This is a genomic window from Microbacterium sp. Ag1, from assembly GCF_001005635.1.
In the GTDB taxonomy this organism is placed as follows: Bacteria; Actinomycetota; Actinomycetes; order Actinomycetales; family Microbacteriaceae; genus Microbacterium; species Microbacterium oxydans.
Genome location: NZ_LBCR01000013.1, coordinates 1 through 23,932 on the forward strand (window position 1 = coordinate 1; position 23,932 = coordinate 23,932).

At 67.6% G+C, this 23,932-nt stretch carries 21 protein-coding genes; 8 read left to right on the plus strand and 13 right to left on the minus strand.

The window, feature by feature from the left end:
- Window positions 1-28: 28 nt before the first annotated feature.
- The 5 genes from AAY78_RS00365 to AAY78_RS00385 form a co-directional block, all read right to left on the minus strand.
- A complete protein-coding gene (locus AAY78_RS00365; RefSeq protein WP_046746400.1) occupies window positions 29-2,170 on the minus strand; it encodes a heavy metal translocating P-type ATPase in 2,142 nt (713 codons plus the stop codon).
- A gap of 70 nt (window positions 2,171-2,240) precedes the next feature.
- Window positions 2,241-2,501, minus strand: coding sequence for a YHS domain-containing protein (locus tag AAY78_RS00370; RefSeq protein ID WP_046746401.1), 261 nt, complete (start codon window positions 2,499-2,501; stop codon window positions 2,241-2,243).
- Window positions 2,502-2,520: 19 nt separating this feature from the next.
- Window positions 2,521-4,848 (minus strand): heavy metal translocating P-type ATPase, encoded by a 2,328-nt coding sequence (locus AAY78_RS00375; RefSeq protein ID WP_046746402.1) that lies wholly within the window; start codon window positions 4,846-4,848, stop codon window positions 2,521-2,523.
- A 64-nt stretch (window positions 4,849-4,912) separates the two neighbouring features.
- On the minus strand, window positions 4,913-5,875 hold the full coding sequence (locus AAY78_RS00380; RefSeq protein WP_046746403.1) for a hypothetical protein: 963 nt from the start codon (window positions 5,873-5,875) through the stop codon (window positions 4,913-4,915).
- Window positions 5,875-6,084 carry a heavy-metal-associated domain-containing protein gene (locus tag AAY78_RS00385; protein WP_046746404.1) on the minus strand — a complete coding sequence of 70 codons (210 nt, stop codon included), beginning with the start codon at window positions 6,082-6,084 and terminating at the stop codon, window positions 5,875-5,877. The genes AAY78_RS00380 and AAY78_RS00385 overlap by 1 nt, the downstream gene beginning before the upstream one ends.
- 207 nt (window positions 6,085-6,291) lie before the next feature.
- Between AAY78_RS00385 and AAY78_RS00390 the strand changes: the two genes are divergently transcribed.
- Window positions 6,292-7,227, plus strand: a complete 936-nt coding sequence (locus tag AAY78_RS00390; RefSeq protein WP_046746405.1) for an HAD family hydrolase — start codon at window positions 6,292-6,294, stop codon at window positions 7,225-7,227.
- Here the strand turns inward: AAY78_RS00390 and AAY78_RS00395 are convergent, their stop codons facing one another.
- The 5 genes from AAY78_RS00395 to AAY78_RS00415 all read right to left on the minus strand — a co-directional run bounded on the left by AAY78_RS00395 (window position 7,228) and on the right by AAY78_RS00415 (window position 13,051).
- Window positions 7,228-9,561, minus strand: a complete 2,334-nt coding sequence (locus tag AAY78_RS00395; protein WP_046746406.1) for an arylsulfatase — start codon at window positions 9,559-9,561, stop codon at window positions 7,228-7,230.
- Between the two features lie 15 nt (window positions 9,562-9,576).
- A complete protein-coding gene (locus tag AAY78_RS00400; protein ID WP_082108515.1) occupies window positions 9,577-10,995 on the minus strand; it encodes a hypothetical protein in 1,419 nt (472 codons plus the stop codon).
- A 47-nt stretch (window positions 10,996-11,042) separates the two neighbouring features.
- Window positions 11,043-11,384 (minus strand): SHOCT domain-containing protein, encoded by a 342-nt coding sequence (locus AAY78_RS00405; RefSeq protein WP_046746407.1) that lies wholly within the window; start codon window positions 11,382-11,384, stop codon window positions 11,043-11,045.
- Window position 11,385: 1 nt separating this feature from the next.
- The gene (locus AAY78_RS00410; protein ID WP_046746408.1) at window positions 11,386-11,820 is read right to left on the minus strand and encodes a DUF6325 family protein; all 435 of its coding nucleotides are present in this window, start codon (window positions 11,818-11,820) and stop codon (window positions 11,386-11,388) included.
- 82 nt (window positions 11,821-11,902) lie between these two features.
- A complete protein-coding gene (locus AAY78_RS00415) occupies window positions 11,903-13,051 on the minus strand; it encodes an AI-2E family transporter (RefSeq protein ID WP_197077648.1) in 1,149 nt (382 codons plus the stop codon).
- Between the two features lie 165 nt (window positions 13,052-13,216).
- On the opposite strand from AAY78_RS00415, the gene AAY78_RS00420 reads away from it, so the two are divergent.
- Together AAY78_RS00420 and AAY78_RS00425 are read left to right on the plus strand one after the other, a co-directional pair.
- Entirely contained in the window at window positions 13,217-13,603 is a 387-nt protein-coding gene (locus AAY78_RS00420) for an SHOCT domain-containing protein (protein WP_046746410.1), read from the plus strand.
- A gap of 22 nt (window positions 13,604-13,625) precedes the next feature.
- Window positions 13,626-14,054: a DUF6325 family protein gene (locus tag AAY78_RS00425; protein ID WP_156172573.1), complete on the plus strand. Its 429-nt coding sequence runs from the start codon at window positions 13,626-13,628 to the stop codon at window positions 14,052-14,054.
- 24 nt (window positions 14,055-14,078) lie between these two features.
- Here AAY78_RS00425 and AAY78_RS19985 read toward each other — a convergent pair whose 3' ends face one another.
- The 3 genes from AAY78_RS19985 to AAY78_RS00440 all read right to left on the minus strand — a co-directional run bounded on the left by AAY78_RS19985 (window position 14,079) and on the right by AAY78_RS00440 (window position 18,448).
- Entirely contained in the window at window positions 14,079-15,368 is a 1,290-nt protein-coding gene (locus tag AAY78_RS19985) for a helix-turn-helix domain-containing protein (RefSeq protein WP_231589620.1), read from the minus strand.
- Window positions 15,369-16,677: 1,309 nt separating this feature from the next.
- Complete coding sequence (locus AAY78_RS00435) at window positions 16,678-17,748, minus strand: DUF998 domain-containing protein (protein WP_156172574.1); 1,071 nt, start codon at window positions 17,746-17,748, stop codon at window positions 16,678-16,680.
- Window positions 17,749-17,818: 70 nt separating this feature from the next.
- Window positions 17,819-18,448 carry a hypothetical protein gene (locus AAY78_RS00440; RefSeq protein ID WP_046746419.1) on the minus strand — a complete coding sequence of 210 codons (630 nt, stop codon included), beginning with the start codon at window positions 18,446-18,448 and terminating at the stop codon, window positions 17,819-17,821.
- Window positions 18,449-18,504: 56 nt separating this feature from the next.
- On the opposite strand from AAY78_RS00440, the gene AAY78_RS00445 reads away from it, so the two are divergent.
- The 5 genes from AAY78_RS00445 (at window position 18,505) to AAY78_RS00465 (ending at window position 23,817) form a co-directional block, all read left to right on the plus strand.
- Window positions 18,505-19,422, plus strand: a complete 918-nt coding sequence (locus AAY78_RS00445) for a mechanosensitive ion channel family protein (protein ID WP_082108517.1) — start codon at window positions 18,505-18,507, stop codon at window positions 19,420-19,422.
- A gap of 21 nt (window positions 19,423-19,443) precedes the next feature.
- Window positions 19,444-20,586, plus strand: coding sequence for an AI-2E family transporter (locus tag AAY78_RS00450; RefSeq protein WP_046746413.1), 1,143 nt, complete (start codon window positions 19,444-19,446; stop codon window positions 20,584-20,586).
- Window positions 20,587-20,718: 132 nt separating this feature from the next.
- The gene (locus AAY78_RS00455) at window positions 20,719-22,395 is read left to right on the plus strand and encodes a SulP family inorganic anion transporter (protein ID WP_046746414.1); all 1,677 of its coding nucleotides are present in this window, start codon (window positions 20,719-20,721) and stop codon (window positions 22,393-22,395) included.
- Window positions 22,395-23,066, plus strand: a complete 672-nt coding sequence (locus AAY78_RS00460) for a GAP family protein (protein ID WP_046746415.1) — start codon at window positions 22,395-22,397, stop codon at window positions 23,064-23,066. The genes AAY78_RS00455 and AAY78_RS00460 overlap by 1 nt, the downstream gene beginning before the upstream one ends.
- Before the next feature lie 34 nt (window positions 23,067-23,100).
- Window positions 23,101-23,817 (plus strand): GAP family protein, encoded by a 717-nt coding sequence (locus AAY78_RS00465; protein WP_046746416.1) that lies wholly within the window; start codon window positions 23,101-23,103, stop codon window positions 23,815-23,817.
- Window positions 23,818-23,932 lie beyond the last annotated feature (115 nt).

Consider the following 23,932-nt stretch of genomic DNA (forward strand, 5'->3'; position numbering starts at 1 on the left):
CGGGGCCCTTCTTCGCGTCCGCCCGGCCTCAGCGATCGAGGATCGCGCGGGTCGTCACCTCGGGCCGCAGATCGAGCCTCCGCAGCAGCTGGGCGTTGAGCGCGACCACGATCGTCGACAGCGACATCAGGATCGCCCCGACCGACATCGGCAGCACGAAGCCGATGGGCGCGAGCACACCCGCAGCCAACGGGACGGACAGCAGGTTGTAGCCCGCGGCCCACCACAGGTTCTGCTTCATCTTGCGGTAGGCCGCGCGCGAGAGCTCGATGACCGAGAGCACGGAACGCGGATCGTCGCTGGCGAGGATGACCCCCGCCGACGCGATCGCGACATCCGTTCCGGCACCGATGGCCAGACCCACGTCGGCCTGCGCGAGTGCGGGTGCGTCGTTGACGCCGTCGCCGACCATCGCGACCTTGCGACCTTCGTGCTGCAGCTCCTGCACCTTCGCGGCCTTGTCCTCGGGGCGTACGCCCGCGAAGAACCGGTCGATGCCCAGATCTGCCGCGACCGTGTGCGCGACGGCTTCCGCATCGCCGGTGATCATGACCACCTGCACCCCGAGGGCATGCAGCGCATCGACGGCTTCGCGCGACTCCGGACGGATCTCGTCGGCGAGCTTCAGCGCCCCGATCACCTGCCCGTCCTGCACCACGTGCAGGATGATCGCACCGTCCTCGCGCCACTGCTCGGCGACAGGAAGCTCGTCGGACCGCTCCTCCGTCAGCAGGTGCGGGCCGCCGACGCGCACCGTCGTCCCGTCGACGGTCGCCGTCACGCCGACCGCCGGCGACGACGTGAAGTCGCGACTCGCCGGCACGGACAGTCTCTTCTCGGCCGCGGCGCGCACGATCGCCTTCGCCAGAGGGTGCTCGCTGTCGGCCTCGGCGGCGGCGGCGAGCGCCAGCACCCGGTCGGCGTCATGCCCGCCGGAGACCGAGACCTCCGACACGGTCGGTTCGCCCTTGGTGAGTGTCCCGGTCTTGTCGAACAGGACCGTATCGACGGTGCGCATGCTCTCCAGCGCGAGCCTGTCCTTGACCAGGACGCCACCGCGAGCCGCCCGCTCGGTCGCGATCGACACGACGAGCGGGATCGCCAGGCCCAGGGCGTGCGGGCAGGCGATGACCAGCACCGTGATCGTGCGGATCACGGCGGCGTCGGGGAAGCCGACGAGTGTCCAGACGATCGCGGTGATCGCCGCGGATCCGAGCGCGAACCAGAACAGCCATCCCGCTGCCGTGTCCGCGAGGCGCTGAGCGCGCGAGGACGAGCTCTGCGCCTCGGTCACGAGTCTTTGGATGCCGGCCAGCGTGGTGTCGTCCCCGGTCGCCGTGATCTCCACCCGCAGCCCCGAATCGGTGGCGACCGTGCCGGCGGTGACCTGGTCGCCACTGCCGCGAGTGACCGTGCGGGATTCGCCTGTCACCATCGATTCGTCCATGGACGCTCGTCCGTCGACGATCCGCCCATCGGCCGGCACGCTTCCGCCGGGCCGCACGATCACGATGTCGCCGACCCGGAGGTCGACTGGTGAGACCACGACGACCTGCCCGTCCTCCACACGCTCCGCCTCGTCCGGCAGGAGTGCCGCGAGCGAGTCGAGAGCAGAGGTCGTCTGCGCGAGCGATCGCATCTCGATCCAGTGTCCGAGCAGCATGATCACGATGAGGAGCGCGAGCTCCCACCAGAAGTCGAGCTCGTGGTGCAGGACGCCGAGGCTCGCTCCCCACGACGCGAGGAATGCGACAGTGATCGCGAGCCCGATGAGCAGCATCATGCCGGGCTTGCGCGAACGGATCTCGCTGACGGCACCCGTGAGGAAGGGCTTGCCTCCCCACACGTACATCACGGTTCCCAGCACGGGTGAGACCCAGGCCAGGCCCGGCACGTCGGGCAGGGTGTAACCGAGGATCATCGCGAACATGCTGGAGAGCACGACGGTGGGGACGGCGAGGGCCAGCATGATCCAGAACAGTCGCCGGAACTGGGCCACGTGATCGCCGTGACCCGCATGGGAGTCGTGACCCGCATGGGAGTCGTGACCCGCATGGGAGTCGTGACCCGCATGCGCAGCTGCGCCCTGCGGACGGTCGGGGCTTCCCGGCTCGCTCTGGGCGGTACCGTGCGCCTCATGCGCGGTGTGGTCGTGGTGCGGAGTGCTCATCACCCTCTCCTCCTCGGAAGATCGATGCCGTGCGGGGCCACGGGTGTGCGCCCCCGCACGGGTGAAACGTTCAGGCAGCGGCGGCGTACTTCGCCGGGTCGGCGTCGAACGCCGGTCCGCACCCCGCGCAGCAGAAGTAGTAGCGCGTGCCTTCGTAGTCGCGGAACAGGCCGGCGGCCTCGGCATCCGCGATGACGACGGGACTGCCGACCATCACCGGACACTCCGCCATGTCCCCGGCTGCGGGCGCCAGCAGGTCCTTGCGTCCATCGGCGGACACGGCGGTGGTGCTGTTCACGCTGCAGCAGGAGGCTGCGGGGGAATCGGACATGACGTTCTCCTCTGGGGTATCAACGGGTTCCGGGCGTGGAGACCGATGCCGCGCGATCCTGCGCCGCACCGCTCCGTGCCGGAGAGGGATCCGCCGCCTGGCTCCGGAAGGAGCGCAGCCGGAGGCTGTTGCCGACGACGAAGACGCTGGAGAACGCCATCGCCGCACCGGCGAGCATGGGGTTGAGCAGACCGAGGGCCGCGAGCGGGATCGCCGCGACGTTGTAGGCGAAGGCCCAGAACAGGTTGCCCTTGATCGTGCCGAGCGTCCGTCTCGAGAGGCGGATCGCGTCCGCGGCGCTGCGCAGATCGCCGCGGACGAGCGTGATGTCGCTCGCCTCGATCGCGACGTCGGTGCCCGTGCCCATGGCCAGCCCCAGATCGGCCTGGGCGAGCGCGGCCGCATCGTTGACGCCGTCGCCGACCATCGCGACGACCTTGCCCTCGCGCTGGAGCCGGGTGACCACGTCGACCTTGTCCTTCGGCAGCACTTCCGCGATCACCTCGGCGATCCCGACCTCCGCCGCGATCTGCTCGGCCACCGCTCTGTTGTCGCCGGTGAGAAGGATGGGCGTCAGCCCCAGACTCTTCAGCTGCGAGATGGCCTGCGCGCTGGTCGGCTTCACGGTGTCGGCCACCACGAGCACACCACGGGCTTCCCCGTCCCATCCCACGGCGATGGCCGTCTTGCCCTGACTCTCCGCCTCCGCCTTCGCCGAAGCGAGGTCGGCGGGCAGATGCTGCGACCACTCCGCCAGCAGCGATCCACGGCCCACCAGCACGGCATGTCCGTCGACGACGCCCTGGACGCCCTTGCCTTCGACGTTGACGAAGTCCTCCGCCGCGGGGAGCGCTCCGATCTCCTGGGTCGCGGCCTTCGCCACCGCCTGCGCGATCGGGTGCTCCGAGGCATCCTCCACCGCACCCGCAAGGCGGAGCAGCTCCCGCCTGTCGACCCCCGCCGCGGTGTGCACCGCGGTGAGTGTCATCCTGCCGCTGGTGACGGTCCCGGTCTTGTCGAGCACCACCGTGTCGACCTTGCGGGTCGACTCGAGCACCTCAGGACCCTTGATCAGGATGCCCATCTGCGCGCCACGTCCCGTTCCCACCAGCAGCGCGGTCGGCGTCGCGAGACCGAGTGCACACGGGCACGCGATGATGAGGACGGCGACAGCGGCGGTGAAGGCGGCCGATGCCGGGAATCCGGCTCCGAGCCAGGCTCCGAGCGTGGCGAGGGCGATCGCGATGACGATGGGCACGAAGATCCCCGACACACGGTCAGCGAGCCGCTGCACCTCGGCCTTCCCGGTCTGCGCGTCCTCGACCAGCTTCGCCATCTGCGCCAGCTGCGTGTCGGATCCGACGCGCGTGGCACGGATGATCAGACGACCGCCCGCGTTGACGGTCGCGCCGGTCACGGCATCCCCCTCGCCCACCTCCACCGGCACCGATTCACCGGTGAGCATCGAGGCGTCCACCGCTGAGGTCCCCGACACGATGATGCCGTCGGTGGCGATCTTCTCTCCTGGGCGCGCGACGAACTCATCTCCCGGCTTCAGGTCGGCGGTGGGGATCCGCGTCTCGATGCCGTCGCGGATCACGGCGACTTCTTTTGCGCCGAGTTCGAGCAGCGCCCGCAGTGCCGCCCCGGCCTGGCGCTTGGACCTCTTCTCGAAGTAGCGCCCGGCGAGGATGAACATCGTCACCCCGGCGCCCACCTCGAGGTAGATGTTCGCCGCACCGTCGCTGGGTGCCACGGTCAGTTCGAACGGGTGCGTCATGCCGGGTGCCCCCGCGGTCCCGAAGAACAACGCGTACAGCGACCACAGCAGTGCGGCGATCGTTCCCATCGAGATCAGCGTGTCCATGGTGGCAGCGCCGTGCCGGAGGTTCGTCCACGCCGCCTTGTGGAACGGCCACGCCGCCCACACGATGACGGGTCCGGCCAGAGCCAGCGAGAGCCACTGCCAGGAGGTGAACTGCAGCGCCGGGATCATCGCCATCGCGATGACGGGCACGGTCAGGATGATCGAGGCGACGAGCCGGTGCCTGAGGCTGGTCAACTCCGCGTCCGACGCGTCGGTCACCTCGCCGGCGGGCGTCTTCGCTTCTGGCATGGGGAGAACGGCGGTGTAGCCGGTCTTCTCCACCTCCGCGATGAGCAGCGCCGGATCGAATCCCTCCGGTGCGGTCACCTTGGCCTTCTCCGTCGCGTAGTTCACGGTCGCGGTGATGCCGTCGATCCGGTTGAGCTTCTTCTCGATCCGCATCGCGCACGATGCGCAGGTCATGCCGCCGATCTCCAGCTCGACGCTGGTCGGTGCGGCTGCGGACTGCGTGTCCGTCATGGTGATCTCCTCGATCCTCGCGCTGCCCGTACGACGGCGGGAAGCGCACTTCTTGTGGACGGCTTCAGTGCTCGTCGTGCTCGTCTTCGCCCGTGCCCGTCGACGACCCGTCGGCCGGAGCTTCCGCGTCCAGCACGAACGCTGCGGTGTGCACCGTCCCCTCCACCTGGAAGTCGAGGTAAAGCAGGTATCGTCCCGCGGTGGGCGTCTGGGCGGTGAAGACCACCTCGGGGCCGGCGACGTCGCCGGGAGCCGGCTCATCGCCGTGCGCGTGGACGTGCAGGTAGGCGAGGTCTCCCTCCCGCAGCGCGACGAGGTGGCCGAAGGCGCCCAGGTAGGGCTCGAGCGTCGTGACGGGCACGCCGTCTCGGCTGACCTCGACGGTCAGCTCGCTCGCAGCACCGGCGACGAGGGCGCCGGTGATCGACACGTCGAAGCCGTCGACGGCCACGCGGCTCTCGGTTCCGGTCGGGGGACGCGGTTGGAAAACGCCCGCGACGCCCACCGTCCGTGAAAGTGTCACCGGCGTCCCGCCCGTCGCGGTGAAGTCCGCATAGACGCGGTAGGTTCCCGCCGCATCCCAGGTCCACGGCAGCGACCACGTGCCCGTGTGTTCGTCCCGTTCGGGATGGACATGGCGGTACCCGCTGCCGTCACTGCGCACCACGATCAGGTGCAGCTGCTTGCCGTGCGCGTTCTCATACGAGGTGACGGGGGTGCCGGCGGCGTCCCGGATCACGAAGGACAGCTCCCCCGCGACTCCGCTTTCGTCCGGCGCTTCGACCACGCCCATGGCGTATCCCGATGCGGCGATGGTCACTCCACTCACGTCGATCTCCTCGTCCATCCCGTTCTGAGTGTTCTGCTCTGCGCCTTGCGGGGACGGCCCGTCATGACCGGCGCCCGCGCGTCCCATCCAGGACGCAACCGCACTGTCCGGGACGATGGCGCCCGCCGCGGCGAATGCGATGCCGAACACCATCACGAGTCCCGCGCCGTAGAGGCCGAGACGGCCAGCGGTGTTCATCAGGCCGGCACCGCCTGGTATCCGGCCTCGTCGACGGCTGCGAGGATCACCGCATCGTCGAGCGGGTGTGCGCTCGTCACGACGAGCCTGCCGGTCTGTGCGCTGACATCGATCGAGTCGACTCCGGGAACCTGGCCGACCTCGCTGCGGATAGCGACCTCGCAGTGGCCGCAGCTCATCCCGCTCACCTGGTACTCGCTCGTGCTCATGACGGTTCCTCTTTCGTTCTCGCATACCCGGGTGGGGTACTCCTTCACGCCAACCCTATACCCTCCAGGGGTATTCCCGTCAACCGGGCGCCCTCGTCTCGCCGATCGCGCGCATCGCCCGTCGGGGGTGATCGAAGCGTCTCGGTCACGCGGCGGGATGACAGCCTGGACCCGCTGCCGACACTCGGCGAGAAGCGAGGATCTGACATGACCGGACACCCCTCCCTGCCTTCGTGGCGCGACACTCCGACCCGCACGGACATCGAGGATTTCGTCGCCGCCGTGACCGTGGGGCCGGACGCAGTCCCCGTCGAGGAGCGGATCGCCGTGTTCGACAACGACGGGACGCTGTGGCCCGAGAAACCCATGATCACCCAACTGCACTATGTCGTCGAGCAGTGGCGAGCCGCCGCCGAGCGCACACCCGAACTCGCCGAGCGCCAGCCCTACCTCGCGGCCGTGAGTGGCGATTACGGCTGGCTGGGCACGGCGATCGACAAGCACTACGGCGGCGACGACTCGGATCTGACGATCATCATCCAGGCGCTCGTCGGGCTCACGCACGGGATGAGCGTCGAGGAATACGCGCGTTCGGTGGCCGAGTTCTATCGCACCGCTCAGCACCCGACATTGAAGCGCCCCTATTCCCAGACGGTCTATCAGCCCATGGTCGAGCTGCTCCGATACCTGGAGCACCACGGCTTCACCTGCTACATCGTCTCCGGCGGCGAGCGCGACTTCATGCGTCCCATGACGCAGGCGAACTACGGTATCCCTCCGGAGCGCGTGGTCGGATCGGCCTTCGGCCTGACATGGGACGATGCGGACGCGACGGTGCGGTATTCCTCCTCCCTCGCCTTCTTCGACGACGGTCCGGAGAAACCCGTCCGCATCTGGACGCGCATCGGCAGGCGCCCGCTGTTCGTCGGCGGCAACTCGAACGGCGACACCGCGATGATGGACTTCGCCCGGCGTGGGCCCCGCCCCGGATTCGCGATCCTGATCCACCACGACGACCCGTCACGCGGTGACACCCCCTATGACGCCGGCGCGGAGAAGGCCCTCGCGAGCGCCGACGACAAGGGCTACACGGTGGTCAGTGTGAAAGACGACTGGGCGACGGTGTTCCCCGCGGCTCCCTGATCACTCACGAGACAGCATGGCCGCGGCCTCGAGTTCGAGATCGCGGTACTGCTCGGTGCTGACGTCGACGCCGACACCCATCAACCTGCCGCCCGTGAACGGGAACGGATTGCGGTACTGCCGACTCACCGGATCCGCGCTGTCCCATCCCACGCAGAGCCCGTCCCCGCACAGGGTGAACTTGCCGACCTGCGCGCGCATCGGCCCGGAGGCGACCGCCTCATCGTCCACGTAGAGCGTGGCTGTCCCCACCGACTCACCGTGCTCGCCGGCGCTCTCGCGGGTGAAGTCCACGCCCAGCGTGTGCGGTCCGGGCGTGAGCTCCGCGGAGGTGAACGTCTGCTCTGGGGGGATGCCGAGGAAGTTGTAGACGTACGAGAGACGGTTGTCCTTGATGAACAAGGTGTGACCACCGAATCTCGATCCGTGCGCGAAGATCACTCCTTCCGCGCCCTCTTCCAGCACGACGTCGGCGACGATCTTGTACGACCGCCCGCGCAGGTTGACTGCGACGCTCTCCGGCACCGCATCGGTCCCCGGGTAGTACACGTAGCGTTCTCGAGCCGGTTCCGCCTGCGGGCGCTCGACGTTGAGCATCTCGCGCGCGGAGCGGTCGTCCAAGGGAAGCGCGAAATTCGCCTTCGCCTCGTCGAACCACGCGGCGATGAGTTCCTGCAGCTTCTCGGGATGCTCGGCCGCGAGATCCTGCGACTCCGAACGGTCCGAATCGACGTGATAGAGCTCCCACTCGTCGTCGTCGAAGTGCCCCTTGCCGCTGAGCGGCGCGTGGACGGCGGCCGCCTTCCAGCCGTCCTTCCAGATGCCGCGTGTTCCGAGCATGGAGTAGTACTGAGTCCGCTTCTGCGTGGGCGCGTCCGGATCGGCGTCGAAGCTGTACTTCATCGACACTCCGTCGAGTGGATGCTGCTGCACCCCTCGGAACGTCTCCGGCATCTCGATCCCGATCACGTCGAGCACGGTGGCGACCACATCGACGGAATGGTGGTACTGATGACGCAGCTCCCCCTTCGCGCTGATCCCCTTCGGCCAGTGGATGACCATCGGGTCGCACGTTCCCCCTGCATACTGCGAGTAACGCTTGAACATCTGGAACGGCGTCGAGAACGCGGCAGCCCACCCGGTCGGATAGTGGTTGTAGGTGTCTGCGGATCCGAGGCGGTCGATCATCGCGAGGTTCTCCGCGAGGTCGTCGGGATACCCGTTGAAGAACTTGTTCTCATTCACCGAGCCGTCCGGAGATCCCTCCCCCGAAGCTCCGTTGTCGGCGCAGTAGAAGACCAGCGTGTTGTCGAGCTGATCCGTCTCCTCCAGGTAGTCGATGATGCGACCCACCTGCGTATCCGTGTACTCGGAGAATCCGGCGAACACCTCTGCGAAGCGGGCGAACAGCCTCTTCTCGTCGTCGTTGAGCTCGTCCCAGGGGCGCACGCGATCCGCGGGGTTCGCCACGTCGTCGGGAAGCGGGTTGAGCGGGGTCATCGCCGTGCCCTCCGGCAACACCCCCTTCTTGATCATGCGATCGAGCGCCCACTCCCGGTAGGCGTCGTAGCCGTCGTCGAACCGGCCTTTGTACTTGGCGATGTACTCCTCCGGCGCATGGTGCGGTGCGTGGTTCGCGCCGGGACAGAACCAGAGATACCAGGGCTTGGAAGGGTTCGAAGCCTGCTGGTTGCGGATCATCTTCAGAGCCTGGTCGGCGAGGTCCTTCGACAGGTGGTAACCCTGTTCCGGTGTGGCCGGCGCCTCGATGAAGTGGTTGTCCTCGACCAGGTCCGGGTACCAGTTGTTGGTCTCTCCGCCAAGGAATCCGTAGAACCGGTCGAATCCGAGCTGCAGGGGCCACATCGAGCGGTCCCCGCCCGGGGCGTTGTCTTCTTCCGGGACGTTGTGGTCCTTGCCCACCCAGAAGGTCGAGTAGCCGTTCTGCTGCAGGATCTGGCCGATCGTCGCGCACTCCCTCGGCAGGCGTCCCGCGAACCCGGGGAAGCCGTTGGTGCCCTCCATGATGACCCCGGCGCGGTTCACGTGGTGGTTGCGCCCGGTGAGCATGGTCGATCGGGTCGGCGAACATAGCGCCGTGGTGTGCCACTGCGTGTACGTGAGTCCGTCCCTTGCCAGGCGGTCCATCGTCGGCATGCTGATGCGGCCACCGTACGGCGACCAGGAGGCGAGTCCGGTGTCGTCGTAAAGCACGACGAGGACGTTTGGTGCACCATCGGGAGCCTTCCGCAGCTCGTAGGGTGACCAGTCCGGGACCGAGTCCCGCACGTCCAGTTCGATCTGACCGGCGAAGTCCGCGTTGAATTCCGACATCCTCTGCTCCTTCGATCATGAATGCGAGGCCGGCGACGTCACAGCGGCGCCACCCTCCACCTCTGTGTCTGTGTCTGTGTCTGTGTCTGTGCCCGTGTCCGTGTCGCTACGGTCCGAACTCGTCCCGTCGACATCGGACGCCCCCGCGACCGCTGGGGAGGGAAGCTCCGGACGTCGGAGCAGCTCGATCACGATCACGAAGGCGACGAGCCCGGCGGTCACGCCGAGCACGGTCCCGAACGTCACCGGTCTGGTCACGACGAGGACGAGCACCGCGATCGCCATGCCCACGAGCAGGAGGGGTCCATGGAACCGCTCGATCATGAGGCCGAGCCGACCTGTCGACAATCCGCGACGCTCCCACGTGCCGCGCGTTGCGGAGAACCCGCTGTCGAGTGCGCTCCGCAGGGCCACGGCCGCACGGCTCGTGCCTGCACCCCATGCCCAGACAGCGATCAGCACGCCGACCATCGCCAGCGCGGCGATCGTCGGGCTCAACAGCGACGTCACCTGATCGAACAGCGACTGCGCGGCCGCCGCGGTCATGATCGACGGGCTGACGGCACCGATGAAGAACGTGCGCCCGATGCCCACCCCTCCTGCGAGGAGGAGGAATGCGGCAGCGAACGCCGCACTGGTCCAGAACAGTGCCCGCAGTCGGTTGCGCGCCACCGCGATGCCGACGACCACGAGACCGAGAACGACCCATGGTAACCAGAAGCCGGCGGCGACGGCCACCTGGTACAGGGTGCGCACCAGCACCAGCGCGTCGGCCTGAGCGATCGGAATCGATCTGTCGATCGCGGGGATGAGGTCGGCGAATCCGACGCCGCGTTCTTTCAAGGCGTCCTTGACCCGGTCGACGACGAGACCGAGATCTACCGAGAGCACACCGTCATCTGCGAGTTGCAACGCGGTGCCTGGGCTGTTCTGCATGATCGCGACAGCGCGCTCATGGGTGAAACGGAGCGACTGAGCCCAGATGTCGGCGAATTGGTCGGAGGCGACGACGTCATGGATGACACCGTCGACGAGGGAGGTCAGTCCGCTGGCCGCCGGCGCTTCCAACAGGGAGAGCGCCGACGAGGCTCGCGGTGGCAGATCGAGCTCACGGAGCCCGTCGAACACGTCGCCGACGACGGCGTCGAAGTCCACCTGCTCCTGGATGGCGGAGCTGACCTGATCGGCGACGAAGTCCTGAACATCGGGGTCGGCTGCGAGAGGTGCGAACGTCGCGACGAAGCGATCGGCGTCCACGAGCTGCAGACGCGCCCACGTCCCCATAGCAGCGATCGGCGCCATCAGCACCGCCACCGCCAGGACGATTCCCGCGACGATGCTCCTGGCCACCGGACGGCGTCGTGGCCTCGCGAGCTCGGCGTTCTCCCGCTCCAGCACGGCGACTCGTGCCCGTAGATCGTCCAGTTCGCTCATTCGCGCTCTCGTCTCTGCTGTGGTTCCGGCGGCGGGCGATCTCTTCGTCAGCTCAGGAGCTTCTGCTTCGCTGCGGCGAACTCGGCTTCCGAGAGCACACCGGAGTCCTTCAGGGATGCGAGCTGCTGCAGCTTCGCGATCAGATCGTTCCCCGCTGCGGGGGCTGCCGGCGGCGGTGAGGAGTACTGCGTGGCGGCGTTCTGCGCGGCAGCGTCGATCTGTGCCTGCTGCTGCGCGGCCTCGTACTGCTGCTTTTCGTACTCCCCCTGTGCACGCTGCTCCTGGTGCCGTGACATCGCACCCCCGACCGCGGACGCTGTGCCTGCGACGACCGCTGTCCTGGCAGCGAGACCGATGAGTCCTGGGCGGCCGAATCTTCTCAAGGGCATGTCATTCACCTTCCTGATCGAGGATGTCCATCATGGCGTTCACGACGGGGGCCGGTACCCGCTCCGTGCGCAACACCTGCCCGCCGGCGGCAGCGAGATTCTGCGCCAGCGCGCGGGCGAAGGTGAGCTCCAGCACGACGAGCGCGGCCGACTGGCCGGGCGCGAGCGACGCGGCCAGCGACTCGGCGTCCTCCTCACCTGCCAACCCCGCGGCGATCGGCTCGAAATCATCCAGACCGAGCGAGCCGTCATCATCCTCGAGCTCGACGATCTCGACCTTCCCCGTCTCCGACTTCGCGAGTACGACGAAGTCGAGCAGCCGCACGACCCCGCTCTCGACGAGGTCTGTCAATGCACGGAACGTCGCCGGATCCGGACGCGTCCCCTCGAAGCCGACGAGGTAGAACTCGGCCGGACCGAAGCGGAAGTCATTCATATCGATGGTCCCTTCTCACGGCGCACACCGACCGCGACTGCGACCCATCGTCGCATCGTCCTCGCCGGCCACAGCCTGGCACTCACCCCTCGAGGATGAGCTCGTCATCGCCGGGTGGCCGGGTCCGGCGATTCTGACGCGGGATCCAGACCTGTCGAACGACGATCAGGATCGAAGCGGTCAAGGGGATCGCGACCAGCGCGCCGAGCAGACCGAGCAGCGTCGCACCGATCATCGCGCCGATGATGACGAGCACACCGGGGACGGCGGCGGCCCTGCCCATGATCCGCGGTGTGACCAGGTACGCCTCGACCTGGATGTACACGAGGTAGGCGATCACGAAGATCAGCGCGGCTGTGGGGCTCACGAGGAGCGTCGCGATGCCACCGATGACCAGGAACACCAATGAGCCGATCATGGGAACGAGCGTCACGAAGAACGCGACGATCGCCATGACGGCGGGAATCGACGAGCCGACGGCGAGCTGGATCAGCAGGACCACCGCCGCGTTGATGGCGGAGAGCGTCACTCCGCCGGCCACGACGCCACCGACCGACTGCATGATCTCGTCGAGCAGTGCGACGAACCTGCTCCGCCGGTACAACGGGATGAGGCTCGCGATCGACGCCTTGATGCTCTGGAGCGAGGAGAGGAAGTACAGGGTGAGCACCACGACGATGACGAAGCTCGAGATGGCTCCGATGACCCCGAATCCCGCCTTCAGCACCCCGCCGGAGATGGCCAGGAACGAAGAGAGGGTCGTCAGGGAGCGGAGTCCCTCGGCGATGACGACGGAGAGATCGACACCGAGGTTCGCTTCGAGCGCCCGGTACCAGTCGCTCTGCTGCACGGCGGCGATGGTCTCCGGCGCGGCATCCACAGCGGCAGCGACCTGTCGGACGGTCGCAGGTATCAGGACCAGGAGGATCACCGCGACGACGACCAGGAACACCACCGCCACGATCGTGACGCCCATCGCCCTGCTCATTCCACGTCGTTCGAAGGCTCTGACCGCCGGATCGAGTCCCAGGGCGAGGAAGATCCCGAGGAAGACCGAGATGAGCACTGTCGATATGCCGGCGATCGTGGCCGCGAGGGCGATCGCGAGGAGCACACCGATCGCGACCGAGAACCCGGAGAGCAAGGGCTTGGCCGGGAGGACACGCTGGAGCCGCGAGCTTCGGGGTCTGCGGCTTCGCTCCGAGGGCCGAGCGGACGGTTCGTCGTTCACGGACCGCACGTTACGTGCCCCGGAGAACCCCCGGTCAGAATGCTCACCCGTTCCTGATGACGGCGTTCGGCGCGGGGTCGCCCGCACCGGGTGAGCGGCCTTCCCGCACTGTGACTCCCCCTGTCACCATCGCCGTAAGCAACAACTCAACGAAAGAGGTGCGACGTGTCCATTTGGGAAAGCTTCTGGGACATCATCTGGTGGTTCTTCTGGGTCTTCGTGTTCGTCTCCTACCTGATGGTGCTCTTCAACATCGTCGCCGACCTGTTCCGGGATCACACCCTCAACGGCTGGTGGAAGGCCCTCTGGATCATCTTCCTGATCTTCGTCCCGTTCCTCACGGCGCTCATCTACCTGATCGCGCGCGGCAGGGGCATGGGCGAACGGAGCGCGTCGGCGTACCGCGAACAGCAGCACGCGGCGGATTCGTACATCCGCAGTGTCGCCGGCTCCAGTCCCAGCGACGAGATCGACAAGGCGTCCAAGCTGCTCGCCGCCGGCACGATCACGCCCGACGAGTTCGCGGCCATCAAAGCCCGCGCGCTGAGCTGACGCCATGGCTGAGGCGGTCGATATGACAGAGCTCCAGGCGCTCGGCGACGTGGAGTTCGTCGTGGTGCGCCTGGACGACGACCGCCTCGGCTCCACCATCCTCGGGGCGCTCCTGCGTCAGGTGGAGAGCGGGACGATCCGTCTGCTCGACTTCCTCGTGGTGCGCAGGCTCGATCACGAGCACTATCGCCTCACCGAGGTCGACCGCGATGACTTCTCGCTCGCGGGTCTCGCACTCGGTACCCCAGGACTCATCTGCGAGGACGACGTCGGGCACTTCGCGTCCGAGCTCCCGTTGGATTCCCTCGCTGCGCTGATCCTCGTGGAGCCCATCTGGGTGGAGAGCTTCGCCCGCGATGTCGACCGCCGGACTGATCCGGTACTCGCGAAGCAGCCGATTCCCGCATCCGTCGCGAATGCCGTTCTTGCGTCAGCCCTGCAGGATCAGTGACCTCGGAGCCCTCCAGGCGGCGGATCAGACGGTCGTGCGAACGGCCTCTCGACGCGACGATACTCCGAGCTTGCGATAGATCGCGCGCTGGTGCGTCTTCACCGTATTGATCGACACGGCGAGTTCGCGAGCGATCTCCTGCAGCGTGCGCGCGGTCTGCAGCTGTCGGAACACGTCCCGCTCCCGGTCGGAGAGCGCATCCACCAGCGACCCGGCGGTGTCCCTCGCAAGGGCTCTGCCGATGAAATCCTCGAACTGCGTGCCGAAATGCACGTGCTCCGCGAGCAGTTTGCGCACCGCTGTCTCCCGCGGGCCGAAGGAGACGCGGATGTTCTCCGCCGCGGCGACCGCGACAGCAGCCTCGCACAGCTCCTGAGCTTCATCGTGGTGCCCGGCATGACGCCGGAGCAGAGCTGCGGTGAGCAGTGTCGCCGACTTCACGTACGAGACCTCCCCGAAGGCACGGAGGGACCTCAGCATCTCCAGCGCGGCGACGTAGTCCCCCGCTCGTCTGAGCACACCGGAGAGGGCGACGTTCACGACCGGCAGATCCGGGCAGTGGATGTACCTCCTCGCGATCCGCATGGCGCGGTCCTGCCGTCCGACGGCTTCTTCGAGCAACGCGACCGACGACTCGCGAAAGGCCGGCCAGGAGATGCCGTGCACCACGTCCAGCGGGATGTCCTGGATACCGATGGCCGCACGGCGACAGGCGGCGACATCGCCGCTCTCGGCCGCCGCGTAGGCGATCATCATGCGCGCCACGCTCGTGAAGGAGCGGTCCGAGCTGCCGTTGTCGACCACGGCGCTGAACTCGTGGATCGCATCATCGAGCTCGCCCGCCCAGTACGAGACGTACCCGGCCGCAGCGGCAGCGCTTCCTCCCGCGTAGGTGCTCCACGGAAGGCCGACGTCATCGACGAACTCGACTGCTCGGAGGGTCTGCTGGGCAGCGACGAAGCGACCGGCCCAGGTCTGCCCGAAGGCGAGGTGCCCGAGCGAACGCTTCGCCAGTTCCCGGTCCCCCGAGCTCTGCGCTTCCCGTGCCGCCGCGGAGAAGTACTCCAACGGGACCAGCGGGTTCCCGCGATGACGGATCTCCGTCCACCCGAGCAGATAGTTGAGCGCGGCGCGGTCGCCGAGATCCGTCGAATCCGCTTCGAGCAGCATCTGCCGCACCTTCGCGCTCGCCTCCGCCACCTCTGCACGCGCGTCTGCGATGAACAGACGCGCGATCTGCAAAACCGCGGGCTCGTTCTCTTCGCCTCCCACCGCCAATGCGGACTCAGCTCGACGGAACAGCTCCCTGGCCACGCGATGGCCCCGAGAACGTCGCTCGCGCACGCACGCACCAGGAGCACCTGCGCATCGTCGGGAGCGCGTCGCAGCATCTCCATGGTCGTGCGTTCGACCTCGTCCGCCCCGGAGCCGACGACGAGCCCGAGCCAGTGGCGAAGCAGAGTCTCCCTCGCCTCATCGAGGGCCCCCGCGAGCAGCCAGTGCGCGATCGAGGCGGTCGGATCCGTGCCTTCCAGAGCGACGGCTGCACGACGGTGGCATGCGTCGGCGCGCGCTCGGTCCATGGCCAGGATCTCGGCGCACCGTCGCGCGAAGGATGCGTGCCAGCGATAGACGACGCCGTGGGGTTCCTCGAACCTGTCGAGGAAGAGGCCGAGCCGCACGCAGGTCTCGAGCATTTCGAGCGCATCGATGCGACAGGTCACCGCGGATGCGAGCTCGGGGGTCAGTTCGCTGCACACGCTTGCCTCCAGGACGAAGTCGGCGACACCGGGCGGCAGAGCTCCGAGCACGTGCTCCCTCACGTAGCTTCCGAGAAAGCTCGAGGCGCTCCGTGCGCGAGCGTCCGGCTCCGCTCCGCCGATCATCATCAGCCGCACCGCGATGGGCCAGCCCTGGGTCTCGCGGAAGACGGTCTCGGCAGTGAGGCCACGACCCTCCCGGTCGAGCAGCTCCTCCACTTCCGCGCCGCTGAAGCTGAGCACGTCGGCTCCGATGAAGCACTCGGGGTGCGTCAGCCGATGCCGAGAAAGCGTGACCTCGAGCAGCGTCGTGCCGACCAACACCACGCTGAGGTTGTCCGGCGCCTGCTCGGCGAGCATTCCCAGGATTCCCATACGCCAGGTCTCCCCTGCCCGGTGCGCATCGTCCACGATCAGGTGCATTCGACCAGGCAGACCTTCCAGAGCCCGGCAGATCTCCTGATACGCCTGATACGGGTCATCCATGTCGCGGTCGAGATCGATGCGGTGCCCCGAGCGTGCGGTACCGACGAGCAACGCATTGACCACGCCCTGAGTCAACCGCGACGGATCGGAATCGAACGTGCTCAGCCCCAGCCACCCGACGTGTTCGAGGCTCGAAGCCCAATCCGCCACTGCAGTCGTCTTCCCGAATCCGCTCGGGGCGCTGACCACCGTCAAGGCATCGCCCGCGGCCTCCGTGAGCGCCGCACTCACCTGCCGGCGACGGATGGCGCCCGGCTGCGGAGCCGGCGGCCGGAATCGCACAGTGGGTCCCTGCCTCGTCGAGCGTACGGGGTGCGGCATGGCACCAAGCTAGTCGCGCGACGAAAGCCGCTTCAAGGTCATCCCCCGGGTGATCTTCACTGCGACGGCACCTCTGCGGCATCGCGTCTGAGCGCATCCGCCGTGCGGATGAAGAGGATGATCCAGGTGAAGACGACGGTGCCTGCCACCAGTTCGACGGCCGTGAGGGTGTAGTAGCCGGTGGCGAAGAACACTGACAACATCACGATCAGAAGGATGAACGCGTACCCCAGCAGGAGGAACGTGCGCGAGACATCCGGGACCCACCGCCGAAGACCGATGACGACGACGGCGAAGGCCACGACCATCCCCGACGCCACCCCGGTGTGAAGCGCGAAGTGTTCGTCCACCGGGAAGACGCCGACCAGACCGAGGAAGATGCCGACGACGATGAGGCAGGTGCGCACCACGATGACCCCACGGGGGTGCGTCGTGGGAATGCCCTTGGTGGCGTACCTCGCCAGTGTCGTGACGAGTACCCCGGCGACGATCAGCGTCAGGTTGAACGCGCGCGCCGACAGATCGTCCGTCATGCCGAGAGCGCTGAGATTCTCCTTCCACCATTGCGGATCACTCGCCGTCAACATGCTCGACAGGATGCCCAGCACCAGGAACACCGCGAGGATCGTGGCCAGCAGCTGGAGGTCGAGATGCGTCGCGGAGTAGTACGTCACGTAGGCGGTGAGTCCCGACGCCGCCCCGGAGAGCATCAGCACGGGTAACGGGAAGACGACTGCTCCGATGAAGGCGGATTCGATGACGACGGCGCCGAGCGTCCATCCGAGCAGCGCGATCACGGCGTGCGCGAACGCGAACGCCGCGATGTCGACGATATCGAGCGCGCCGAGACGCTTGCGTCGTGCGGCGGGGTCGGCGGCGATGATCCGCCCCACCACGAAGAAGACGATCGCGGTGACGGCTGATGCCAGCGCCGCGAACTGCCCCAGCGATCCGGGACCGGAGATGGGCGCCTCCTGCAGCCGGAACACCACGAGGGCGACCAGCGCCGTCACGATGAAGGCGAAGATCGAGATCTGGAGACCGATGACCTCTCGAGATCGCTCCCGCGTCGATCCCCGCGATCGTGCTGCCGTGAGGAGGTCCGGTGATGGGGGCGTCGACGACATGATCACAGTCTCCGAGCGCACTCGCCCGTCAGCGACCCTCCTTCATCTCCCGCAGGCGATACCGCGGGCGTCAGATCTTGATCGGGTACGTGGCCAGCACGATCACGCCGGCGATGACGAGCACCCCGCTCAGGGTCAGGAAGACCGTGCGTCTCCACGGCGCTCGCTGGTTCTGCGAGAGGGCTGCGAAGAACAGGACGAGAGCGAACAGCACGGTCAGCAGGGAGTAGTCGTCACCCCGCTGATTGTTACGCAGGGCTTCGTCGAACTTCGCATCGGCGCGGGCGTTCAGCTTCTCCGCCTCCTTCTCGCCAGGGGCCACGTACTCCGCCATGGCGAACGGCCCGGCCGCGACGCGCCCCTCGGCGTTCCAGGCCTCGAAGGCGACGGCGAACTCCGCCGTGAACCGGTCCTCGATGAAGGCCCTGAGCTCGTCACGGCCGTCGTCCTCGGCGAGGACCCATTGGGTGTAGATCGTCAGGTCGTACTGTCGAGCCGCCTGTGCCGTGGCCTGAGCCGAGGCCGCCTGAACCCTCGCACTGGATGCTTGGCTGAACGCGATCGACATCTCACCGCCCCACTTCGATGCCTCGAAGCCGCACCAGGCGGTCAGCACAGCGGTGAGCGAGAGGAGCAGCACGGTACTGATCTCGATCACGCCGTATCGACGGGTGCGCGCGGAAGCAGGCCGGTCGTCCATCCGGCCATAGTGGCCGTCGGACGCGATCTCGCGGTCCGGCTTCTCACCCTGGCAGGATGAGTGGTCCGTCTCCGGCGAGCGCGCGCGTCGCATGCTGGTCGGATGATGCGGATGAACCTGCGAGCGAGCGGTCGCCGCCCGTGAGTCTGGACGCGCTCTTCCCGGACGGCCTCTCGCCGTGGCAGATCGTGCTCGCGGTGCTCTCGGTCCTCGTCGGTTGGCTGCTCTCCCGTTTCGCACGCAAGGGCGTGCTCAAGATCACGAAGCGCGCACCGGGTATCTCCGACTCCGTCGCCCAGCTGGCGGCACGGTTCGCCCAGTACTCGCTGCTACTGATCGGGATCGGGGTCGGGCTGGCCTTCCTCGGCGCGAATGTCCAACCGCTCCTGGCGATGACCGCGATCGCGGTCGTCGTTCTGGTCCTCGTGCTCCGCGGCGTCGCGGACAACTTCGCGGCCGGGGTGCTGATCCAATCCCGCCAGTCCGTGAAGATCGGGGAGGAGATAGAGGTCGAAGGGCCCGACGGCAAGCTGCGAGGAGTCGTGCAGGAGCTCAACGGCCGGTCGGTCATCCTCTCGACCGTCGACGGTCGGACCGTGCACGTACCGAACGCCGCCCTCCTCACCGGGGTCCTGGTCAACGACTCTCGCCACGGTGCGCGGCGCAGCACCCTCGACATCCGGGTCGAACGGGCGGACGGGATCGATGCTCATGACGTCGTGTCGATCATCTCCCGCGCCGCGAGCGAGGTCGAAGGAGTGCACACCCGCGAACATCCGGGCGTGATCTTCACATCGGTCTCCCCGGCCCGGTGGATGCTCGCGCTCCGCATCTGGCATCACCCGCTCCATGGCACGTCCGTGGTGTCAGCGACGATCCACGACGTGGCAGCGGCATTGGAAGCGGCGGGTCTGCGAGCCGTCGTCTCGGGACATCATGACGTGCCGCCGCTGGTCGCTCCCGAGCCCTTCTGACCCGTCGACTACGCTTTCGGCGTGACCACCTCGCCTGCGCCGGAGCGCTCCCCCGACCGGATCTCCCCCAGTCTGCGGGTGCTGCTCCTTCTCGCGGCGAGCGCAGTGACCCTCGCCGGCGTCTACTTCGCGCGCGATCTCCTCGGACCCGTCGCGCTCGCGATCGTGATCGTGGTGATCTGCGATCCTCTGCGTCGACCGCTCGAACGGCGCGGGTGGCCGCAGTGGGGCAGCACGACCGTGGTGATCGTCGTCGCCTACCTGATCCTCCTGGTCATGGGCGCTCTGCTCTGGCTGGCCGGCACGCAGTTCGCGCGGCTCATCGCCGACCTCGTCTCGGAAGGCGGACTGGCGAAGACCGTCGATGATCTCGTCGGGTGGCTGCAGTCCCTCGGCCTGGACGAGGAGGCGTCGGCCGCCGCGGCTTCGGTCCTCGATCCGACGACGCTTCTGGGACTCGCACGCAGCATCGGCGGGACTGTGATCGGCGTCGCGACCGCACTGTTCTTCGTCTGCGCCTACATCATCTTCATGGCGGTCGACGCGGCCCGCTATCGGGACGCTCCGTCGGTGTTCGGGGCATCCAAGGCCGCGGTCATCGCCCGGATCACTCGGCTCAACACCGGTGTGCGCCGCTACTACATCGTCAACGCGACTTTCGGCGCGATCGTCGCTGTCATCGACGGTCTCGCGCTGTGGTGGATGGGCGTCCCCGCACCCGTGGTCTGGGCGATCCTCGCGTTCGTCACGAACTTCATCCCGAACATCGGCTTCGTGCTCGGGCTCGTCCCGCCCGCGATCCTGGCCTTCGTCGTCGGAGGGTGGCCTCTGCTCATCGGTGTGGTCGCGGTCTACTGCGTCGTGAACGTGGTGCTCCAGGTTCTCGTGCAGCCGAAGTTCGTCAGCGACGCCGTCGATCTCAGCTTGACCCTGAGCTTCTTCTCCGTGATCTTCTGGACCTTCATCATCGGCCCGCTCGGTGCGATCCTCTCGATCCCGCTCACGCTCCTCGCACGCACGCTCGTCTTCGAGGGCGATCCCGACACGCTCTGGGTGCGGTGGCTCTCGGGCGACCGCACCGCGGTCCCGCCGACACCGGAGCCGGAGCCCGCCCCGGCGGCGACACGGCGAGGCCGACGGCGGCGCATACCTCGTCGCCGCTGAGCGGGCGGCGCAGGACGCTCCGGCTGTAAATCACCAGGGGTGAGTTGCGGTCGATCCGTGGTCCGGCGGCCCCTCCGGTGGGATCGTGGACGCGGGAGCGCTCGACCAGGGGCGCCGGCGAATGGAGGCGATGTGCAACGTCCACTCGCAGGACTGACCAGACGCAACTTCGTCACCGAGCTGACCGCTGGCGTCACTCTGCTCGCGATCGCCATCCCCCTCAACATCGGGTACGCGCAGATCGCGGGCCTGCCGCCCACCGCCGGGCTGTACGCACTCATCGTCCCCACGGTCGTCTACGCCCTCGTGGTGTCCTCCCGGCAGCTGGTCGCCTCACCCGATGCCGCAGCCGCAGCACTCGTCGCCTCCTCGATCGGCGGGCTCGCGGCCGCCGGAAGCGCGGACTACGCGACGCTCGCGCTCGCCCAGGCCATCATCTGCGGCATCATGTTCGCGTTGCTCGCGGTCTTCAAGCTCGGGTTCCTCGCCAACTTCCTCTCCAAGCCGATCCTCATCGGCTTCGTCGGCGGTCTCGCCCTCGACATCATGGTGAGCCAGCTCGCGAAGATGCTCGGCGTCAGCATCGACTCCGGGAAGGACTTCACCGGGAAGGTCGCTGATCTGATCGGCGGGCTCCCGACGCTCAACGGATGGGCGGTGCTGATCTCGGTCTGCTCCGTCGCCGTGCTGCTGCTCGGCCGCAGGTTCCTCCGTGCCGTCCCGTGGGCTCTGATCGTCCTGGTGGCGACGACCGTCGTCGTGGTCCTGACCGGGCTCGACCAGCGAGGAGTCGACGTCCTGGGTGAGGTCCCCGCCGGTGCGCCCGTGCTCACGTGGCCCGTGATCGACTGGTCGCTGTGGCTCATGCTGGTCCCATCGGCGATCGCGCTGACACTGGTCACCACGGCCGAGGGGCTTCTGGTGTCGAGGTCGTATTCCGAGAAGCACGGCTACCCGTTCCACGCGAACCGCGATCTCCTGGCGTTCGGCGCGGCGAACATCGCCGCAGGCGCTCAGGGCAGCTTCTCCGTCGGCTCATCGACGTCCCGCACCGCCGCCATGGATCAGGCGGGTTCTCGTACGCAGTTCCCCGCGCTGATCCTCGCTGCAGGCACGCTCCTGCTGCTGCTGTTCGGCACCGCGCTGCTGGCCGATATCCCCTCCCCGGCGATCGGAGCGATCGTCGGCGTCGCGATCATCCCCCTGCTCGGCATCCGCGAGTTCATCGATCTGTGGCGCAAAGACCGGTTCGAGTTCCTGATCGGCGCGACCTGCTTCCTGGTCACCCTGTTCATCGGTTCGATCCCCGGGATCCTCGTCGCATTCGTCCTCGCGCTGATAAACCTGGCCAAGCGCGCGGCCAATCCGGCCATCGACGTCCTCGAGTCCACCGGCGACCCGGGTGAGTCCCTCCTGGAGGATGCGCCGGCCGGGACCATGACCGCTCCGGGGATCGTGGTCGTCCGACTCGCCGCGCCCCTGTTCTTCGCGAACGGGGCGGTGTTCTCCTCTGCGGTGAAGACCGCCGTCCGCGCCGCCGGAGAGAACGAGGTCCGTCACCTGGTGGTCGATATGGAGGCGGTGACCGACGTCGATGTCACCGGCGCCGAATCGTTCGCCTCCCTCAAGGAATGGCTCGCCGACCGCTCCGTCTCCCTGTCCTTCAGCCGAGTGCGCCCCAACACCGTGCACCGGCTGAAGGCCCTCGATCTCCTGGCTTCGGAACACGTCTACGCGACCAACCGCGAGGCGATCGCGATGCTCGCCGCTCCGGAAGCAGGACGAGCTCCCCTCGAGAAAGGCCCCTGATGGGTAGCGTCATCGGAGACATCCTCCCGCTCGCGCTCGGCGTGGCGATCAGTCCGATTCCGATCATCGCCGCAATCCTCATGCTGCTCTCGCCCAAGGCGAGGGTGACCAGCGTCGGCTTCCTCTTCGGCTGGGTGCTGGGGATCGTCGTCGCGGTGACGGTCTTCACGCTGGTGTCCTCGCTCCTGCCGGAAGATGACAGCGACGCGTCGCATCCGATCCGCGGCGCGGTGCAGCTCGTTCTGGGGGCTCTGCTCTTCCTGCTGGCTTTCGGGCAGTGGCGCAAACGCCCCCGGCCTGGCGAGGAGGCCGCACTGCCGAAGTGGATGAAGGCGATCGACACGATCACCTTCCCGTTCGCGTTCGGGCTCGGCTTCCTGCTGTCGGCGGTGAATCCCAAGAACCTCATCATGGCCGCCGGCGCCGGCACGGACATCGGTGGCGCGGTGCTTCCCGTGGGGTCGATCGTCGTGGTGATCGCCGTGTACACGGTCATCGCCGCCTCGACCGTGCTCGTCCCGGTCATCGGCTACCTCGTCGCCGCCGATCGGCTCCGAGCGCCCCTGGATGCTCTCCGCGGTTGGCTGGCGGCGGAGAATGCCGTCATCATGGCGGTTCTGCTGCTGGTCATCGGCATCTCGATGACCGGCAAGGGCATCGGCAGCTTCTGAGGCACGGCCGCGGGGTTGTGGGAGGAGGGATGACGTGGGCGAGTTGATCCTGGACCTCGTGCCCGTCGCCCTCGGCGTCGTGCTCAGCCCCCTCGCCATCATGGCCCTCGTCGCCGTGCTGCTGTCCCGCAACGCGAGGACGAACGGGATCGCCTATCTGCTCGGCTGGTTCCTGGGCCTCGCAGGCATCATGACGATCGGTCTCTGGCTCTTCCCGATGCTCGCGGTGCACGAGCACAACGAGCCACCCCTGTGGGTGCCGGTGGTCCGCCTGCTGATCGGTGGCTTCCTCGTGTCGGCGGCTGTCTGGGTCTACCGGAAGGGGCGTGCCCGTATCGAGCAGATGGCGACAGCCGCTACTCCTCGCGACGTGGTGGACGCTTCTCCCCAGCTGCCCGGCTGGCTGCATTCCGTCGAGTCGTTCCGGCCGGGGCGCACCTTCCTGCTCGGCCTCGGTCTGTTCGTGCTCAACCCCGTGGATGCGTCATGCGCCATCCTCGCCGCGCTGGACATCACGCAGTCCGGCGTCGCGCCCGGTGCCGCAACCGCTGTAGCCGCCGCGTTCGTCGTGCTCGGCACCCTGCCGATCGCTCTGCCGGTGTTCTTCGTCCTCGTCCGTGGTGCGCGCGCCCAGCCCGTGCTCGACCGCATGCGCTCCTGGATCGCCGGCAACACACACGTGCTCAACGCGGCGCTGCTTCTCGTGATCGGCGCCCTCCAACTCGAGAAGGCGATCGCCGCACTGATCTGAAGTCCACACGGGGACGCGCAGAGTTCACCCGGATGAAGCGCACCCGACTCTGATGACCCCACGACTCGCACCGCAGTACGTTGAACGCGGCGGGGCCCTGTGCGTCAGGATGGGG

Coding starts and splice junctions, on each gene's coding strand:
- AAY78_RS00365 (WP_046746400.1), bottom strand. CDS start 2,170: ATGAGCACTCCGCACCACGACCACACCGCGCATGAGGCGCACGGTACC.
- AAY78_RS00370 (WP_046746401.1), bottom strand. CDS start 2,501: ATGTCCGATTCCCCCGCAGCCTCCTGCTGCAGCGTGAACAGCACCACC.
- AAY78_RS00375 (WP_046746402.1), bottom strand. CDS start 4,848: ATGACGGACACGCAGTCCGCAGCCGCACCGACCAGCGTCGAGCTGGAG.
- AAY78_RS00380 (WP_046746403.1), bottom strand. CDS start 5,875: ATGAACACCGCTGGCCGTCTCGGCCTCTACGGCGCGGGACTCGTGATG.
- AAY78_RS00385 (WP_046746404.1), bottom strand. CDS start 6,084: ATGAGCACGAGCGAGTACCAGGTGAGCGGGATGAGCTGCGGCCACTGC.
- AAY78_RS00390 (WP_046746405.1), top strand. CDS start 6,292: ATGACCGGACACCCCTCCCTGCCTTCGTGGCGCGACACTCCGACCCGC.
- AAY78_RS00395 (WP_046746406.1), bottom strand. CDS start 9,561: ATGTCGGAATTCAACGCGGACTTCGCCGGTCAGATCGAACTGGACGTG.
- AAY78_RS00400 (WP_082108515.1), bottom strand. CDS start 10,995: ATGAGCGAACTGGACGATCTACGGGCACGAGTCGCCGTGCTGGAGCGG.
- AAY78_RS00405 (WP_046746407.1), bottom strand. CDS start 11,384: ATGCCCTTGAGAAGATTCGGCCGCCCAGGACTCATCGGTCTCGCTGCC.
- AAY78_RS00410 (WP_046746408.1), bottom strand. CDS start 11,820: ATGAATGACTTCCGCTTCGGTCCGGCCGAGTTCTACCTCGTCGGCTTC.
- AAY78_RS00425 (WP_156172573.1), top strand. CDS start 13,626: ATGACAGAGCTCCAGGCGCTCGGCGACGTGGAGTTCGTCGTGGTGCGC.
- AAY78_RS00435 (WP_156172574.1), bottom strand. CDS start 17,748: ATGTCGTCGACGCCCCCATCACCGGACCTCCTCACGGCAGCACGATCG.
- AAY78_RS00440 (WP_046746419.1), bottom strand. CDS start 18,448: ATGGACGACCGGCCTGCTTCCGCGCGCACCCGTCGATACGGCGTGATC.
- AAY78_RS00445 (WP_082108517.1), top strand. CDS start 18,505: ATGAGTGGTCCGTCTCCGGCGAGCGCGCGCGTCGCATGCTGGTCGGAT.
- AAY78_RS00460 (WP_046746415.1), top strand. CDS start 22,395: ATGGGTAGCGTCATCGGAGACATCCTCCCGCTCGCGCTCGGCGTGGCG.